The 15,763-nt window shown below is 60.8% G+C and carries 15 protein-coding genes; 8 read left to right on the plus strand and 7 right to left on the minus strand.

Going from position 1 to position 15,763, the window contains the following annotated elements; genetic code table 11:
- Positions 1-22: 22 nt before the first annotated feature.
- The 6 genes from N2601_RS00430 to N2601_RS00455 all read right to left on the minus strand — a co-directional run bounded on the left by N2601_RS00430 (position 23) and on the right by N2601_RS00455 (position 6,089).
- On the minus strand, positions 23-925 hold the full coding sequence (locus N2601_RS00430) for a GNAT family N-acetyltransferase (protein ID WP_260303326.1): 903 nt from the start codon (positions 923-925) through the stop codon (positions 23-25).
- A 54-nt stretch (positions 926-979) separates the two neighbouring features.
- On the minus strand, positions 980-1,792 hold the full coding sequence (locus N2601_RS00435) for a class I SAM-dependent methyltransferase (protein WP_104821877.1): 813 nt from the start codon (positions 1,790-1,792) through the stop codon (positions 980-982).
- 193 nt (positions 1,793-1,985) lie between these two features.
- Positions 1,986-2,942, minus strand: a complete 957-nt coding sequence (locus N2601_RS00440) for a transcription factor (RefSeq protein ID WP_104821878.1) — start codon at positions 2,940-2,942, stop codon at positions 1,986-1,988.
- 323 nt (positions 2,943-3,265) lie between these two features.
- Entirely contained in the window at positions 3,266-3,943 is a 678-nt protein-coding gene (locus N2601_RS00445; RefSeq protein WP_104821879.1) for a hypothetical protein, read from the minus strand.
- 149 nt (positions 3,944-4,092) lie between these two features.
- A complete protein-coding gene (locus tag N2601_RS00450) occupies positions 4,093-5,643 on the minus strand; it encodes an MDR family MFS transporter (protein ID WP_104821880.1) in 1,551 nt (516 codons plus the stop codon).
- Positions 5,640-6,089 carry a MarR family winged helix-turn-helix transcriptional regulator gene (locus tag N2601_RS00455; protein ID WP_104821881.1) on the minus strand — a complete coding sequence of 150 codons (450 nt, stop codon included), beginning with the start codon at positions 6,087-6,089 and terminating at the stop codon, positions 5,640-5,642. Before N2601_RS00455 ends, N2601_RS00450 begins: the two co-directional genes overlap by 4 nt.
- A gap of 294 nt (positions 6,090-6,383) precedes the next feature.
- On the opposite strand from N2601_RS00455, the gene N2601_RS00460 reads away from it, so the two are divergent.
- Both N2601_RS00460 and N2601_RS00465 read left to right on the plus strand, forming a co-directional pair.
- Positions 6,384-7,076, plus strand: a complete 693-nt coding sequence (locus tag N2601_RS00460; protein ID WP_104824968.1) for a class I SAM-dependent methyltransferase — start codon at positions 6,384-6,386, stop codon at positions 7,074-7,076.
- Positions 7,077-7,087: 11 nt separating this feature from the next.
- Positions 7,088-7,741 (plus strand): TetR family transcriptional regulator, encoded by a 654-nt coding sequence (locus tag N2601_RS00465; RefSeq protein WP_104821882.1) that lies wholly within the window; start codon positions 7,088-7,090, stop codon positions 7,739-7,741.
- A 2-nt stretch (positions 7,742-7,743) separates the two neighbouring features.
- On the opposite strand, the gene N2601_RS00470 is transcribed toward N2601_RS00465, so the two are convergent.
- On the minus strand, positions 7,744-8,673 hold the full coding sequence (locus tag N2601_RS00470; protein ID WP_104821883.1) for a LysR family transcriptional regulator: 930 nt from the start codon (positions 8,671-8,673) through the stop codon (positions 7,744-7,746).
- Between the two features lie 134 nt (positions 8,674-8,807).
- Between N2601_RS00470 and N2601_RS00475 the strand changes: the two genes are divergently transcribed.
- The 6 genes from N2601_RS00475 (at position 8,808) to N2601_RS00500 (ending at position 15,720) form a co-directional block, all read left to right on the plus strand.
- Complete coding sequence (locus tag N2601_RS00475) at positions 8,808-9,656, plus strand: oxidoreductase (protein ID WP_104821884.1); 849 nt, start codon at positions 8,808-8,810, stop codon at positions 9,654-9,656.
- 28 nt (positions 9,657-9,684) lie between these two features.
- Positions 9,685-10,566 (plus strand): aldo/keto reductase, encoded by an 882-nt coding sequence (locus N2601_RS00480; RefSeq protein ID WP_104821885.1) that lies wholly within the window; start codon positions 9,685-9,687, stop codon positions 10,564-10,566.
- 682 nt (positions 10,567-11,248) lie between these two features.
- Positions 11,249-12,553 carry an alpha/beta hydrolase gene (locus N2601_RS00485; RefSeq protein WP_104824969.1) on the plus strand — a complete coding sequence of 435 codons (1,305 nt, stop codon included), beginning with the start codon at positions 11,249-11,251 and terminating at the stop codon, positions 12,551-12,553.
- A 140-nt stretch (positions 12,554-12,693) separates the two neighbouring features.
- A complete protein-coding gene (locus N2601_RS00490; RefSeq protein ID WP_104821887.1) occupies positions 12,694-13,941 on the plus strand; it encodes an NAD(P)/FAD-dependent oxidoreductase in 1,248 nt (415 codons plus the stop codon).
- A 10-nt stretch (positions 13,942-13,951) separates the two neighbouring features.
- Entirely contained in the window at positions 13,952-14,662 is a 711-nt protein-coding gene (locus N2601_RS00495) for an SDR family oxidoreductase (RefSeq protein WP_104821888.1), read from the plus strand.
- Positions 14,663-14,676: 14 nt separating this feature from the next.
- Positions 14,677-15,720 (plus strand): 4-hydroxyproline epimerase, encoded by a 1,044-nt coding sequence (locus N2601_RS00500; RefSeq protein WP_104821889.1) that lies wholly within the window; start codon positions 14,677-14,679, stop codon positions 15,718-15,720.
- Positions 15,721-15,763 lie beyond the last annotated feature (43 nt).

Genomic DNA, 15,763 nt, shown 5'->3' on the forward strand with positions numbered 1-15,763 from the left:
TGCGCTGCCGGCAGATGTCGGATCACATAAAGCCAGGATTTCGCGGCAGATACTGCGTCCAGTCTCCATAGCCGGGCGAAGCCATCAACAGCATCGGAAAGGTGATCCGCATGCCTTGCTTGACCGCAAGGCTCAAGGCGCTGTCGCATGTGCCTGGAAGGAACGCCGATATATTCTCAGCGGAACCATCTGCCGCCAGCTTCAACGCAGTCGCAAAGGCATCATGAAGAAAGTCGGGCCGCGTGACCGCGAGCGGCCCGATGTGCCCATTGGAGGCAATATAGCTGTAGCCGACAGGATCGCTGCCGGCGCAGAGCAAAACCCCCGTAGTCGCCGGGTCGTCGAGCAAGTAGCGGTGGTGTTTCTCCCGCGAGACGCCTATGGCACGCGAATCGATCTCGACAAGGTCTTCCATGGTCGCGGTGCTGTTGTCGATCGCGATGGCACGCAATGGCGGTTCCGGCAGCGTCTGCCTCACCCGTTCGCGTGCCACACTGAAAAAGTAAATCGGCATCTTGGGAAAGAGGCCGTGCCGCATGTAGAGGCCCTGCGAGACACGATTGAAGGTGAAAGTAATCAGCGCCTTGTCAGTCGCCCCCGATTTCCGGGCATGCTCCATGGTTCGTTCCAATAGTTCATTTCCGATGCCTTGGCCTTGTCGGGCGGGATCGACGAACAGTTGGGCGAGGAACCAGACATTGCCGCAAACCCAACTCCAGGCAAAGCCGAGAATTTCCCCGCCATCTTCTGCGACCCACAGGCCATCAGGGTCATCCTTGAGCGAAAATATCTGAAAGCTGGGAGGACTTGCTGCCGCCATCGGGCCGAAGCCGTGCCGAACGGTAAGATCATTGATGCTGGCAACCACCAGAGCATCGGTCGCTGGCAAATCCTCCGCCCGAGCAGGTCTGTAAACAAGCGACATCGGATAACTCCGGCAAAGGTTTACGGGAGAATGCGAGCCGCAACGCAGCCCAAATCACAATTTCCTCGCCGAAAACATAATGGACTGCATAGGCATGCGCCGCTGGCTATTGCCGAAGCTGCGGCGAAGTTCCTGCAGGATCGCCTCGAAGACCTGTTCGGGTTCGGCGCCCTGGCGCGAGCGGATCTGTTCGGCAGCGGGATTGCCATAGACGAGGCCGCGGGCGAAGGCAGCGGTATCGGCGATTTCCTTTTCCACTCTTATGACGGAAATCGTGATGTCGGAGAAACCGGCGTTGATGAGCGATTCCTTGATCGGGTCGATTTGCGCACAGGAAAACGGCACGGTGTAAAACTGTGGCGGATCGGCGGGGAAAAAGCGCCCGAGGACCCCGTGGGCGATGACGGAGTAGGGATTATAGTCCATCCGGTCCCAGACGTTGAGCAGATAGGTGCCGCCGGAGGAAAGAACACGATGCGCTTCGCGGTGGGCCTTGTCCTTGTCGGGAAAAAACATCAGGCCGAATTGGCATACGACCGCGTCAAAGCTGTCGTCTGCAAAGGGGAGCTGCGTGGCGTCGGCGGTCTGGAAGTCTACCTGGTCGGCAGCGCCGAATTTGGTGCGGGCGATGTCCAGCATCGGCGCATTGAAATCAGTCGCGGTCAGGGACACGCCGGCGGGCAAGGCATCGCGCAGGCAGCGTGTGACGATCCCGGTGCCTGCGGCGATCTCAAGAACCCGCTGTGGATTGCAGGCGGCGGTGCGTCGCGCGGTATCGGCCGCATAATCGGTAAAGATAACCGGCCCAAGGCCGGTATCGTAGTGCTGCGGAATATCGCCGACGAAACGGGCCGTATCTTCGCTCATGGGGCACCTCACAAAGCCGTTGAGGAATAAAGATGCGCTTCAGCATACTGCGATTGTGCCCGCTTAACCATGAACGGATGAAGTCGGCGGCGGCGACCTCATCCCGCATTCAATTCCCCTTCGTCATACCCCATCGGAAATGAATGGCTGGGAAGCGCCGAAAACTGTTCGGCGCTCCCCAGCCCCTCCACCTTTACTTCAGAACGATGCGCAGCGGCGCGGTCAGCTTCTTGAAGCCGGAGCGCAGCATGTCGTGCTTGGTCTTAGGGTTCTTGTCGGAAAACATTCCGATGATCGAGGTCTTCAATTTGTCGCGCCATTGGGACTTGCCGGGCGATGTCGGCTTCAGGCCGCAGCGCCGTAGGAGATAGTTCATCTGGTAGACGGCCGCTTGCCTGTCGCAATCGCGCACGCAGAAATGAATGCCGAGAGCGATCGAATAGATATCACCGTTCTTGAAAGCATGCGGCGCTTTCGAGGGGTGGTGGACGCCGGTGCCCTGGTTCAAGGCATAGACCGTCGCCTTGCTTTGTTTCTCGATGGTATATTTGGCGGCGTTGAGATCGCCGATGTAGTATTTTTCGATTTCGTTGTCGGGCAAGACGGAACGGTCGTTTGCGTCCCATATGTTGGCGGTTCGGTTGCCGTGAATCTGGAACAGAAACGTTGCTTCATGGTCGATGTGATAGGGTGTTACAGCCTCAGGCGAGGCCAGGAAGATGTAGGCGTCTTCCCAGGTGACTTCCTCCCGCGAGCAACCCGTGTCGGCGAGGATTTCCGTCATGAGCTGATCAAGCAACGCCCGATATTCGGGATCGCGCTGAACGCTGTAGAGCAGCACCCACGAACCTGATTCCGCCAGATTCGAGATCGCTTCGTTGACGCTCTCCACTTTGTCGTGCAGCGGCACGGCCCAGCCGGCATCCACCGGTGCTCCGCCCGCCTGCCAGCGCACACTTCTCGTGCTCGTATCGGCAAGCAACGATTTCGCAAGTTCAGCAAGGCGCGGAAGCGAGAACAACCGATGACCGACCAAGTTGTGGCTGAATTGAAATGACCTTTTATTGAAATCATCTCTGAAAGCGTTCGGTTTCACCTCGATATTGCGGGTATCGAGGGAAGCGGGCTTCGTCACGACGGCTGTAGGCATGATCGGAATCCTTCGGGATGACAGAGGTCTCGGAAATCTCACAAAACTGTGATTGTCCTTCACATTTTTGTCATCTAGTCCAATAGGCGACGGATATCCTTCGATTGGATCACCTCATTCCCAATCGGGTGTAGGCCATGCGCTGACACAATCATTTCGATTTTTCTAAAGAATATCAGGCGGATGATCGGGGAGGGGAATAGTTCTGTGGCGTGGCTAAGGTAGGCTTGTCCTTACCCGGTCCTCGGTGCCCCCGCCGCTGATGGCCGGCGGCATGGTCACCCCATGCGCCTTGGATCACGCCGCCCCTGCCTCAAGGACGCTTAGGCGCTCGTCTCTTCGGACGCGGATACTTCCGAGTTCGACGCACTCGTGTCCGAAGCGGCTGATGCCGACGGCCAGGTGATGTAGTAGTACTGCGATCCGACCTGGCCGAAATAGGCCTCGTTGCCGGTGGTCTTGTCGACGAAACTGCCGTCGGCGTTCTTCACGAAGGTTGCGTCGGAGCCGCGCTCAAGATGAGCCTTCAGGAAGTCGTTCCAATCGGTGGTGGGGATCGTGTCGGCAGTCTTGCTGGTCGTGCCCTGCTCGCTATCGGCATCGACATCCCACGCCTGGATCGAAACGCCTTTCGTCGGATCGGAAACCGTCAGCGTGCCGTTGTCGAGGGCGTCGAGCATGGCCTGAGCCTGGCCTCCCTTGCCTTCGTTTTTGACGGCGTCCTGCAGGTTTTGTTTCAGAATATCCATGAACGAGCTGCTGGTCATGTCCGGATCGGATTGCGTTGCCGCGGAACTGTCGGTTTGATTTGCCGACAGGCCGTTGAGCATGCTTGTAAGCGATGCCTGTGATTGCGACGGCAGGCTGGAGAGATCGCTGCTGCTACTGCTGTCGTCCAAAAGGGGATCGTCGCTCGAATCCTGCGAAGCGTCTGGTGTCTGCAGCAATTGCAGCGCCATTTGCGATGAGAGCAAGCGGGTCGTGGTCAATGCGGAGACCATAGGTCGTTCCTTCCCAATATGGCTGGTTCCGGCGGCCATCGCGCCGGAAGCTGCCTTTGACGGTCGGTGAACGCACGCCGGACCGGCGGCGCATCAGAGATGCCGCCGACTGTAGGACGAAGGACTTACCCGGGGCTTGTGCGTCGGTTTCAGCGCGGCGGCTGGGCGCCATCGCCGTGATGCGCCTTCAGCGGCAATTCCGGCAGGAACAGCAGCGCAATCAAGGCCAGCGCGACGATGGCGGTTCCGGTGGCGAAGGTCATGGCGATGGCGTGGCGGTAAAGCGCTATGGCCGCGGTGTGGGCTTCCGGCGATGCGGTGGCGAGCTGCTTGAGGCCGCCTTCGGTCAGCGACGATAGACCGTCGGACGAGCCCGTCGCCTGCCGCACGCGATAGGCGAGGATCGCACCGGAGCCGGTGACACCAATGAGGCCGCCGAGCGAACGGAAGAAGGCAAGCGTTGCCGTGCCGACGCCGCGATGGGCAAGGGGCAGCGCATTCTGCACCGCCACCGTCATGGTCGGCATCACCAGCCCGAGCCCCAGGCCGAGCGCGAAGATCGGCGGCTCGATGATCGCGAATCCCTTGCTGGTCGCAATGGCCCAAGAGAGCGTGGCGAAGGCCGCCGTCGCAAGGCCGAGGCCGCAAAGCTGGGCCGGCTTGTAGCGACCGGAACGCTGCAGCAGCACGCGGCCGTTGAGCATGGAGGAGATGACGAAGCCGATCATCAGCGGTCCCGTCAGGAAGCCGGAATGCGAGGGGGTGACGCCCATCACCAACTGGAAGAACAACGGGAAGAACAGGGTCGCGCCGAGCATGCCCATGAAGGTCAGGGCCAGTACGAGGCAGGCGATGACAAACAGTCGGTTGCGGAAGAGATCGGGTGGCAGCACCGGCTCCGGCTCATGCCTGATGTGGAGGACGAAGAGAATTCCGAGGATAAGGGCCGCGGCGCAAAGACCGAGAATTTGCGGCGAATCCCACGGCCATTCATTGCCGCCGAGCGCGAGCGCCAGCAGGAAGCTGGTGGTGCAGGCGGTCAGCAGCATGGCGCCAAGATAGTCGATGCGGCGGCTGCGGGTTTGATGCCGCCGCTTCAAGGCGCGGCCGATCATGACGAGCGCCACTGCGCCGATCGGCAGGTTGACGTAGAAGATCCAATGCCAGGAGAGGAGGTCGGTGATGATACCGCCAAGGATCGGGCCGATCACGCTGCAGACGGCGAAGACGGCGGCGATGGAGCCTTGATTGCGGCCGCGCCTGGCCGGCGGCACGAGGTCGCCGATGATGATTTGTGCCAGGGGCAGCAGCCCGCCGGCGCCAAGGCCCTGAATGGCCCGGAAGATGATGAGCTGCAGCAGCGTTTGCGCCATGCCGCTCAACACCGAGCCGAGAAGGAAGATGAGGATTGCCGCGTAGATCATCGGCTTGCGGCCATATTGGTCGCTGAGCTTGCCGTAGAGCGGCATGGTACTGGTCGAGGCCAGCACATAGGCGCTGACCACCCAGGAGAGATGCGTGACGCCACCGAGATCGCTGACGATGCGCGGCAGGGCGGTGGCGACGATGCTCTGATCGATGGCGCCGAGGCCAAGCACGATCATCAGGCCAAGGATGACAGCACGGATTTCACGGCGGTCAGGCGTATCGCCTTCGGTGGCTGCCGGCCGCGGCGCGACCTGTTGAACGTGTTGGGTCATTGTCCGATGTCTCCGAGCGGGCCGATGGCGGCACGGATGGCAGCGCGCGCCTCAGGTGATAATTTGGCAAGTTCGAAGGCGAGCCAATCGGTCCGCCGCTGCTTTATGCCTTGAATCAGCGCCCGCCCTTTGTCCGTGGCGATTAGACCGCTGCGCCGCCGGTCTTCCGGATCGGGCGCGGAGCGGGTGACGAGGCCCTCACGTTCCATTGCCTTGATATGTCCCGATATCGTCGGCCCGCGCAGCTTCTCCAGCCGCGCCAGCTCCGCGACGCCAATGCCCGGCTGCTGGAGGATGGCGACGAGAAGAAGCGCCTGCAGCGGCGAGATGCCGGGCTCGTCGTTTTCGCGTCGTAATTGTCGATAAAGGCGATGAAGGGCAGGCCGCAGCGCTTCGGCAAGCGCCATTGCCTCTTCAAGTTCCTGAAGATGTCCGCTGTCGCGCATGACGATCCAAAAGATAGATAGGCTTCCTATCTATATACATAACCCACGCTTTCTACTTGCGCAAGCGGTCGAGTCCTTTCGAGCTTTTTCACTTCTTAAAGGCGCCGCCAGATAAATTTGCACTAAACGCAAAAATACAATAATTAAAAAAATGCATTGCCCTGGGATCGCAATTGTGGTTTGCGTATCGGCAATATTGGCCGCGCAATTGCTGGCTGTGCCTTCGAATTGCCACTCTGCTCGGACCTGAATCGCGGCATATTCGATTTCTTTGCTTTAGATTGGATTCCTGGGATGACGACAAAGACGACATGCGCTGATTTCGTGCAGTTCTTCCGGTCCTGGGTAAGCGATCCCATGCGCGTCGCAGCGATTGCGCCGTCCGGCGAGCGGTTGGCCCGGCTGATGACGCAGGAGATCGAACCGCTCGACGGACCGATCCTCGAGCTCGGCCCCGGCACCGGCGTCTTCACGCGCGCGCTGCTCGCCCGCGGCCTTTCCGAGAGTGACTTGACGCTGATTGAGTTTGGCGAAGAATTTGCCGCTCGATTGCGCGGCCGCTTTCCCGAGACGCGCGTGGTGCAAATGGATGCGGCGCAGCTTGACCAATGCGGCCTGTTTGCCGACGCGCCCTTCGGCGCCGTCATCAGCGGCCTGCCGTTGCTCTCCATGTCCCCCGACAAGATCGCCGCAATCGTCGGCGGCGCCTTTGCCACTATGAGGTCCGGCGGCGCTTTCTATCAATTCACCTACGGCCCGCGTTGCCCGGTGTCGCGGTCGATCCTCGATCGTCTCGGCCTGAAAGCGGTGCGCATCGGCAGCACGGTGCGTAACATTCCGCCAGCGGGCGTCTACCGGATTTCACGTAGAAAACCGTTGGAGATCTCGATCGACCGCTCCAAATGTCAGAGCGGTAATGCCGGGCTCGCAGCCTATGCTGCCGAAACCGGCGCGGCCGATCTGGGACGGCCGGAAGCGGGTGCATAGCGGGGTAGTTCATGGCGGACGCGAACGGGATCGACGGCGAAGTGAAGGAAGGCCGGCGCGAACGCAAGCGCCGCCAGACGCGCGAGCGCATCGAAGCGGCGGCGTTGTCGCTGTTCCTCCAGCGCGGCTTCGACGGCACGACGATCGAGGACATCACAGAGGCGGCCGATGTCTCCAAGCGCAGCTTCTTCGATTATTTCCCGAGCAAGGAAGAGGTGGTCTTCGCCTGGCAAGACAGCTTCTCGGATGAACTGGCCGATGCCATCGCCGCACAGCCTAAGAACGCGTCGATCGTCGAGGTCATTGAAGGCGCTTTAACCTCGGCAGTGCTTGCCGCCTCGTCGGATCAGCAGAACTTCGCCATAGCCGCCTTGATCCGCGAGACGCCGGCGCTTTGTGCCCGCGACCAGTTGAAATATGCCAAGCTTGAACAAAAGCTGACGGATGCGCTTTGTGCCCGCTTCGGCGGCGGCGATGAGGAGCAGTTCCGTCTGCGCCTGCTGTCGGCGATCGTGGTCAGCACGTTGCGCGTCGGCGGGGAGCGCTGGAATGAGCGGCCGCAGGAGCTGTCACTGCAGGATTACGCCCATCGCGTGTTCGAAGAGCTCTGGACCGCGCTTGCCGAGTTCGGCACGCTGTTGCGGCAACGCAATCCCGATCGCTGATTTCAGGTCAGAGCGCCCGCCGTCTGCGGCGGTTCGACCTGCCGCCGTTGACGCAGGAAGTCGATGAGCGCCCTGAGCTTTGCCGGTACGCGGCGGCGGTCGGCGTAGTATAGCGTCAAGCCGGCAAGCGCCGGGCTCCAATCGGACAAGATGCGCACCAGCCGCCCGTCGTCCAGAAAGCGGTCGATATAGCCGTTGATCATATAAGCGATGCCGATACCGTCCAATGCTGCCTGCGTCAGCGCGGCGGAATCGTTGAGGATCAGCCGGCCGTTGACCGCAAGTTCGATCTTCTCGCCATTCTTCTCGAATTCCCAGCGCTCGACCTGCCCGCTGGAGGAATGGCGAAAGCCGATGCAATTGTGGTTGAGCAGATCGTGCGGATGTTTCGGAATTCCGTATCGTCCGAGATAGCTGGGCGCGGCAATGATATGGGCTGATATCGCCGGCCCGATCTTCACGGCTACCATGTCGCGCTGCACCAGATCGCCGAAGCGGATGCCGGCGTCGAAGCCCTGGCCGACTATATCGACCAAGGAACCCTCGATGCGCACCTCCAGCTCGATTTCCGGATAGGCATCGAGGAAATCCCTTAGGATCGGTTGAAGCGCGATCATATAGCCGGCGCGCGCCATATTGATGCGCAGCAGTCCGGCGGGCCTGTCGACCGAGTCGCCAAGTTCCTGGGCGGCCGCCGTCAGATCGTGCACGGCGGGGACGACGCGTTCGAGATAGCGCTGGCCTGCCTCGGTCAGGCTAACGCTGCGGGTGGTGCGATTGAAAAGTGCAAGCCGCATTCGGCCTTCCAGTTTGCTGATCGACTGGCTGACCGCCGAGGGCGACACGCCGAGCCGCACGGCGGCTGCCGAAAAGCTCTTTTCCTCCGCGACGATGACGAAGGTCACCAGCCCGTCCAACACGTCCTGACGCATATGCGCTCTCCGAACGACGCCTCGTTTTCCTCCGAGATTAATCAGTTTTTCTAAAAGGGTCATCTTGGATTGATGAGATTATCGAAAATGTCATCTCGGCCTATCTTGATCGCACTCAGCACGGAGATATCGCCATGTCCGATACAAAGTCCGATACCCAAATACTTTTCATCACCGGCGTTTCCTCCGGTTTCGGCCGGGCGCTGGCCGAAGCCGCCCTTGCCGCCGGCCATAAGGTCGTCGGCACGCTGCGCAAGGAAGCCGACCGCGCGGCATTCGAAGCGCTGAAGCCGGGCTTCGCCTTCGGCAAACTGCTCGACGTCACCGACACCGCCGCCATTGCGCCCGTCATCGCTGAGGTCGAGAAGGAGATCGGCGCAATCGACGTTCTCGTCAACAATGCCGGCTATGGGCATGAGGGTCTGGTCGAGGAATCGACGATCGATGAGCTGCGCCGTCAGTTCGAGGTCAACGTCTTCGGTCCTGTCGCCGTCATCCAGGCGGTGCTGCCCTATATGCGCAAGCGCCGGGCCGGCCGTATCCTTAACATCACCTCGATGGGCGGCCTCATCACGCTACCCGGCATTTCCTTCTATCATGGCAGCAAATTCGCTTTGGAAGGAATTTCCGAAAGCCTCGGCAAAGAGGTCAAGAGTTTCGGCATCCATGTAACTGCCATCGAGCCGGGCGGCTTCCGCACCGATTGGGCCGGCCGCTCGATGGTGCGTGCCGAGCGCTCGATCCCCGATTACGACGAAATCTTCGAACCGCTGCGCCAGCGCCGCCTCGAACGCAGCGGCAAGCAGCCCGGTGACCCGAAGAAGGCGGCACAAGTTATGCTGCAGCTCATTGCATCGGAAAACCCACCGACCCATCTTCTGTTAGGTCGCGACGCCATCAGTCTCGTTCGCGAAAAGCTCGGCCTGCTCAAGACCGAGTTCGACGCCTGGGAACAGGTCTCGGCTTCCACGGATTTCGAATAACGTCAACCAGACTATAGGGACGAAAATCATGACAGATTTAAACGCAGCCAAGTCCGGTCAATTCAAGATCGGCGGCGACCTCACCGTCAATCGCCTCGGTTTCGGCGCTATGCGCATCACCGGTTCCGGCATATGGGGCGAGCCGGCGGACCACGATGAATCCATACGCACCCTGAAGCGCCTACCGGAACTCGGCATAGACTTCATCGATACGGCTGATTCCTATGGCCCTGACGTCTCCGAACGTCTGATCAAGGAAGCCCTCCACCCCTATGGCGACAAGGTAGTCATCGCCACCAAGGGAGGTCTGACCCGCACCGGCCCCGACGTGTGGATTCCTCTGGGCCGCCCGGAATATCTGATTCAGCAGGCGCATAAGAGCCTGCGCAATCTCGGTGTCGAACAGATTGATCTCTGGCAGCTTCACCGCATCGACCCCAAGGTGCCCGCCGCCGAACAGTTCGACGCCGTCAAGTCGCTGCTCGATGCCAAGATCATCCGTCATGCGGGCCTCAGCGAAGTGTCGGTCGCCGACATCGAAGCCGCTTCGAAGCGTTTCAAGGTGGCGACGGTCCAGAACCGCTACAATCTCGTCGACCGCACCAGCGAAGACGTGCTCGATTATTGCACAAGGCACAATATCGGCTTCATCCCCTGGTTCCCGCTTGCCGCTGGCGACCTCGCCAAGGAAGGCTCGCTGCTCGACATCATCGCAAAGAAGCATGGCGCTGCTCCGAGCCAGATCGCGCTCGCCTGGGTCCTGAAGCGCAGCCCGGTCATGCTGCCTATCCCCGGCACCGGCAAGGTCAAACATCTAGAAGAGAACACGGCGGCGGTAAATATCACGCTGTCGTATGAAGAGTTTTCGGCGCTGGATGCCGAAGGCAAGAAGGCATTTGCCGCTGCTTGATGGCTGCCTGGACTGAATGAAAGAGCGGCCGCTGACGAAGCGGCCGCTCTTTTTTGATCATATCGACCCGACGTAGAAACTCGCCGCTCCATCGCCGCGAATCAGTGACGGATGAGAGCGATCGCCCGCGCTATTTCAGCGGCGACGATGCCACCAGATTCGGCAGCGCGTGCCGTAAGATGACGAATCACGACGATGTGAATGTCATGCGTTCCCATTTTACGACTGCAAAATAGGCGGAGAAATGCGAAATTGCACATGATATGCGGCATTTCCGGGCCTTCTGGATAAAAGCTTTGCGTTCGGCGCATTGCTGCATTGCGAAAGCCGGTCTGTTAATGCCTGCCAGACGGTTATATCTACTACCTCGAAGGCAGCGCACCTCCTCCTCCCAGCGCTCCTTCATCGATTGGCAACACTCCTCCTCCTCCCAGTTGCCAATCAGGATCAAGAGCCCGATGCATCCTCCTCCCGCATCGGGCTCTTTTTATTTTCCGGGTTTCTCGGGTTCCCGCCGACGTCTTGACGGCCGCAATCTTTCCAACCCACCGTTGCGCCTTTGCCTCGCTGTTGTGAATTAGCGCCTCGTCACGTTGCAAAGACAGCGAACGCCGCTTGCACCGTTACCTTCCATAGGTATGTTAACGGCGATATTGGAGCTGCGATGAAGAGGGTTGGCGCGATGCAGCGCATGGAAGATGCTGGCCAATGGGGGAAGGCCCTCTTCCGGGCGATCGCCGTCATTGCGGCGCTGTCTCTGACCGCCTGCGGCGGCCGTCCGATCGGCGTCATGCAGCCGGTCGCCGACAATATTCCGGGCACCTCAAAGGTCGATCTGCTAGTCGCCACCACGCGCCTGCCGGATGAGGATCCGGCGATCTTGTTTTCAGGAGAGCGCGGCCCTGGCTTGAAGGTGGATGCGGTCAGCGTCTCTATCCCGCCGGAGGCCAATCGCAAGGTCGGTCAGGTACAATGGCCGAGCCGTCTGCCCGGCAATCCCCTAAAGAATTTCGTCACCACCTCCGTCCAGCCGCTGATGAGTGTGGCCGACAATCAGGCCTGGCTGCGCACGCATCTGCCGAAGAACAAGCGCGTGCTGATTTTCGTGCACGGATTCAACAACCGCTATGAGGATTCGGTCTATCGCTTCGCTCAGATCGTCCATGACTCTCATGCCGATGTCGCGCCGGTCGTTTTCACCTGGCCGTCGCGGGCCAGCATTTTCGACTATGCCTACGACAAGGAAAGCGCCAATTATTCCCGCGACGCGCTGGAAGAACTGCTGCGTCGCGCCTCCTCCAATCCCTCTGTCGGCGATATCACCGTCATGGCCCACTCCATGGGCACCTGGCTCGCTGTCGAGGCCTTGAGGCAGATGGCGATCCGCGACGGCCGTGTCGCGCCGAAGATCAAGAATGTCATCCTCGCGTCTCCCGACCTCGACGTTGATGTCTTCGGCCAGCAATTTAGGGCGCTCGGCAAGGACAGGCCGCATTTTACCCTATTCGTCTCGCGCGATGACCGGGCGCTCTCGCTGTCGCGCCGCATCTCCGGCAATGTCGACCGCCTTGGCCAGATCGACCCGAGCGCCGAGCCCTATCGCAGCGCTCTGGAAAAAGAGGGCATCACCGTGCTCGATCTCACCAAGCTCAAGACCGGCGACAGTCTGAACCACGGCAAATTCGCCGAGAGCCCGGAAGTGGTCAAGCTGATCGGCGACCGGCTGATCGAGGGACAGACCATCACCGATTCCGATGTCGGCATCGGCGAAGCGGTCGGCGCGGTTGCCATCGGTGCGGCGCAGACGGTCGGTAGCGCGGCCAGCGTCGCCGTCAGTGCGCCGATCGCCATCTTCGATCCGCGCACCCGCCAGAATTACGGCGAGCAGATCCGCCGCCTTGGCGCATCCGCCGGCAATACCGTCGGCTCTGTCGGCGACAGCGTTGAGACGACCGGCAGCAGCGTCGGCACGGTGATCGGCCAATAGTTATTCTCGTGTATCCACCGGCCATGGATTTGCGCGTGGCCGGTCGTTCTCCAGCAAAAACCTCATAGCCACACCTCCTGATCTGATATATCACGGAATCGCGTCAAATCGAGCTGACGCTCTGCGGGTGGATTTGAGGAATGGACGAAAACAGGCGGGCGGTCGTCGTTGTCGGCGCCGGCATTATTGGCGTGGCGATCGCCTTCGAATTGCAGCGGCGCGGCCGGCAGGTGACGCTCGTGGACAAGGGCGAGCCAGGTGAGGGCGCCTCCTTCGGCAATATGGCGAGCATCGCCCTCGATTTCGCTGCCAGTTCCGGCCCGTCCACTTGGGCGAAAATTCCGGGCTGGCTGCTGGACCCGGAAGGTCCGGTTTGGCTGAGGCCGTCCTATGCGCTGAAGATGCTACCCTGGTTCCTGCGCTTCGTCGCCGCCGGTCGGCCCTCTCGGTTGAGGGAGATCGAAGATGCCGGCATGAGCCTGTCTCGCCACGCTCTCGGCGATTTCAGGACGATGCTCGATGCCATCGGTGCCCTGGACCTGATGACGGAAGAAGGCTGCCTGGCCATCTACGAGACCGAATCGGAGTTTGCCGGCGACCGTGGCCATATCGAGCTAATGCGGCGTTATGGTTTCGAGCACAAGGTTCTCTCCGGCACGGAAATCCGCGGCTATGAACCGGCTCTGTCGCCGAAGATCGCCAAGGCGGTGCTGCTGCCGGATAACAAGTCGATCCGCGATCCCTATCAGCTCGTCCTCAAGCTGGTGGATGCCGCAAAGGCGCTCGGTGTCACCTTCACCTCCGGCGCGGTCCAGACCGCCGAGCGCCAGGCAAATGGCGCGGTCTCGGTGCTTCTCGAAGGCGGGCGTCGGCTGGAGGCCAATGATGTCGTACTCGCCGCCGGTGTCCATACGCGCTTTATCGCGTCGGCGCTTGGCGAGCCGATCCCGCTCGAGACAGAACGCGGCTATCACACGCAGATTATGAAGCCTGGCATTGCCATGCGCTATTCGATCATCTGGCCGCACCGCGCCTTCATGGTGACCCCAACGGCCGGCGGCATTCGCGTCGGCGGCAATGTCGAATTGGCGGGCCTTGACGCGCCCCCGGATTTTCGCCGCCCGCGCATCCTCGTCCGTCACGCCCAGCGGGCGCTGCCGGGGCTGCAGGTGGAGGATGCCAAGGACTGGATGGGCCATCGCCCGGCGCTGCCCGACACGATCCCGATCATCTCGCCGTCCTCGCGCATTCCCGGCGTCTGGTATGCCACCGGCCACGGCCATCTGGGACTGACCTTTTCGGCGACGACAGCAAGGTTGATGGCCGATATGATGACAGGCGTCACGCCCGAGGTCGACATGACCCCGTTCCGTATCAATCGCTATTAGGAGGAAACAGATGTCCGAAACCGAAAAGCCTGTTGCGCTAATCACCGGCGGCGGCCGCGGCATGGGCGAAGCCATCGCTCGCGAACTCTCGGCGAGCGGCTATCGTCTCGCGTTGATGTCGCCCTCGGAAAGCTGCGAGAAGCTGGCCTCTGAACTCGGCGGTGTCGCCTCGCGCGGCGTCGCCGAAAAAGCCGAGGATATCCAGGCGATCTTCGACCTGACGATGAAGAGCTACGGCCGCATCGACGCCGTGGTCAACCATACCGGCCACCCGCCGAAGGGCGATCTGCTCGATATCTCGGACGAGAGCTGGACGCTTGGTTCCGATATGATGATCCTGTCGCTAGTGCGTATGGCGAGGCTGGTCACGCCGGTCATGCTGAAGCAGGGCAAGGGCGCTTTCGTCAACATTACCACGTTCGCGGCCTACGAACCCTCTTTGATTTTCCCGGTCTCCTGCACCTACCGCGCCGCGGCCGGCGCCTTCACCAAGCTTTATTCGGATCGGTATGCGGCCGATAATATCCGCATGAACTGCATTCTGCCCGGCTACATCGACAGCCTGAATCACAAGCCGGAAACCGCCGACAAGGTGCCGATGAAGCGTATCGGCCTGATGAGCGAGATCGCCAAGACCGCGGCCTTCCTGCTTTCCGACGGCGCCGGCTATATCACCGGCCAGAATATCCGCGTCGATGGCGGCATCACCCGTCACGTCTGATTGGAGTTACCGACATGAGATGGAAGCGCACGATCCAGTTGCTCGACGTTCATTGCGAAGGTGAAATCGGCAAGGTCGCGATCGGCGGCGTGCCGAAGATCCCCGGCAATACGATCGCCGAGCAGCTACAATGGTTGAACACCGATCCGAAGGGCGAGGAATTGCGCCGCTTCCTGGTGCTGGAGCCGCGCGGCGCACCGATCGGCTCCGTCAACCTGCTGCTGTCAGCCAAGCATCCCGATGCTGATGCCGGCTTCATCATCCTGCAGCCAGATCAGGCACATGCGAGCTCCGGCTCCAATTCAATCTGCGTGACGACGGCGCTGCTCGAATCCGGCATCGTCGAGATGAAAGAACCGGAAACTGTGGTTACGCTCGACACCGCCGCTGGCCTGGTGCGGGCGACCGCCACCTGCTGTGAAGGCCGCTGCGAGAAGGTGCGGCTTACCATGGTTCCGTCCTTTGTGCATGAGCTGGACGTGCAGATCGACACGCCGCATTGGGGCAGGATCGAGCTCGACCTCTGCTATGGCGGCATTTTTTACGCGCTGGTCGATGTCGGTCAGGTCAATCTGACGATCGAGAAGGCCAACGCCGCATCGCTCGTGCAGGCCGGCATGATCCTGAAGGACCTGATCAATCGCGCAATCCCAGTGGTGCATCCGGAAATTCCGGCGATCTCCGGCGTCGCCTATGTCATGTTCCGGGATGTCGATGCCGATGGCGCGGTCCGCACCTGCACGACCATGTGGCCCGGCCGCGCCGACCGTTCGCCCTGCGGCACGGGCAGTTCCGCCAACCTCGCCACGCTGCATGCCCGCGGCAAGGCCAAGGTCGGCGATATCTTCAAATCCCGCTCGATCATCGGCTCGGAATTCGAGGTCGGCTTGCACGCGGTCACGGAAGTTGCCGGCAAACCTGCCATCATCCCCACCATCACCGGCCGCGGCTTCACCTTCGGTCTCAGCCAGGTGGCGCTCGATCCCTTCGATCCAATGGCGAACGGTTTTGCCATGACGGACGTCTGGGGGCCGTCGGCGGGGGATATCAAGGGATAATATATCTGGATATCCGGTGATCCGAAGCGATCCGCTTTGGATC

Origin of the sequence: Rhizobium sp. CB3060, from assembly GCF_025200735.1 — a bacterium.
Taxonomy (GTDB): Bacteria; Pseudomonadota; Alphaproteobacteria; order Rhizobiales; family Rhizobiaceae; genus Rhizobium.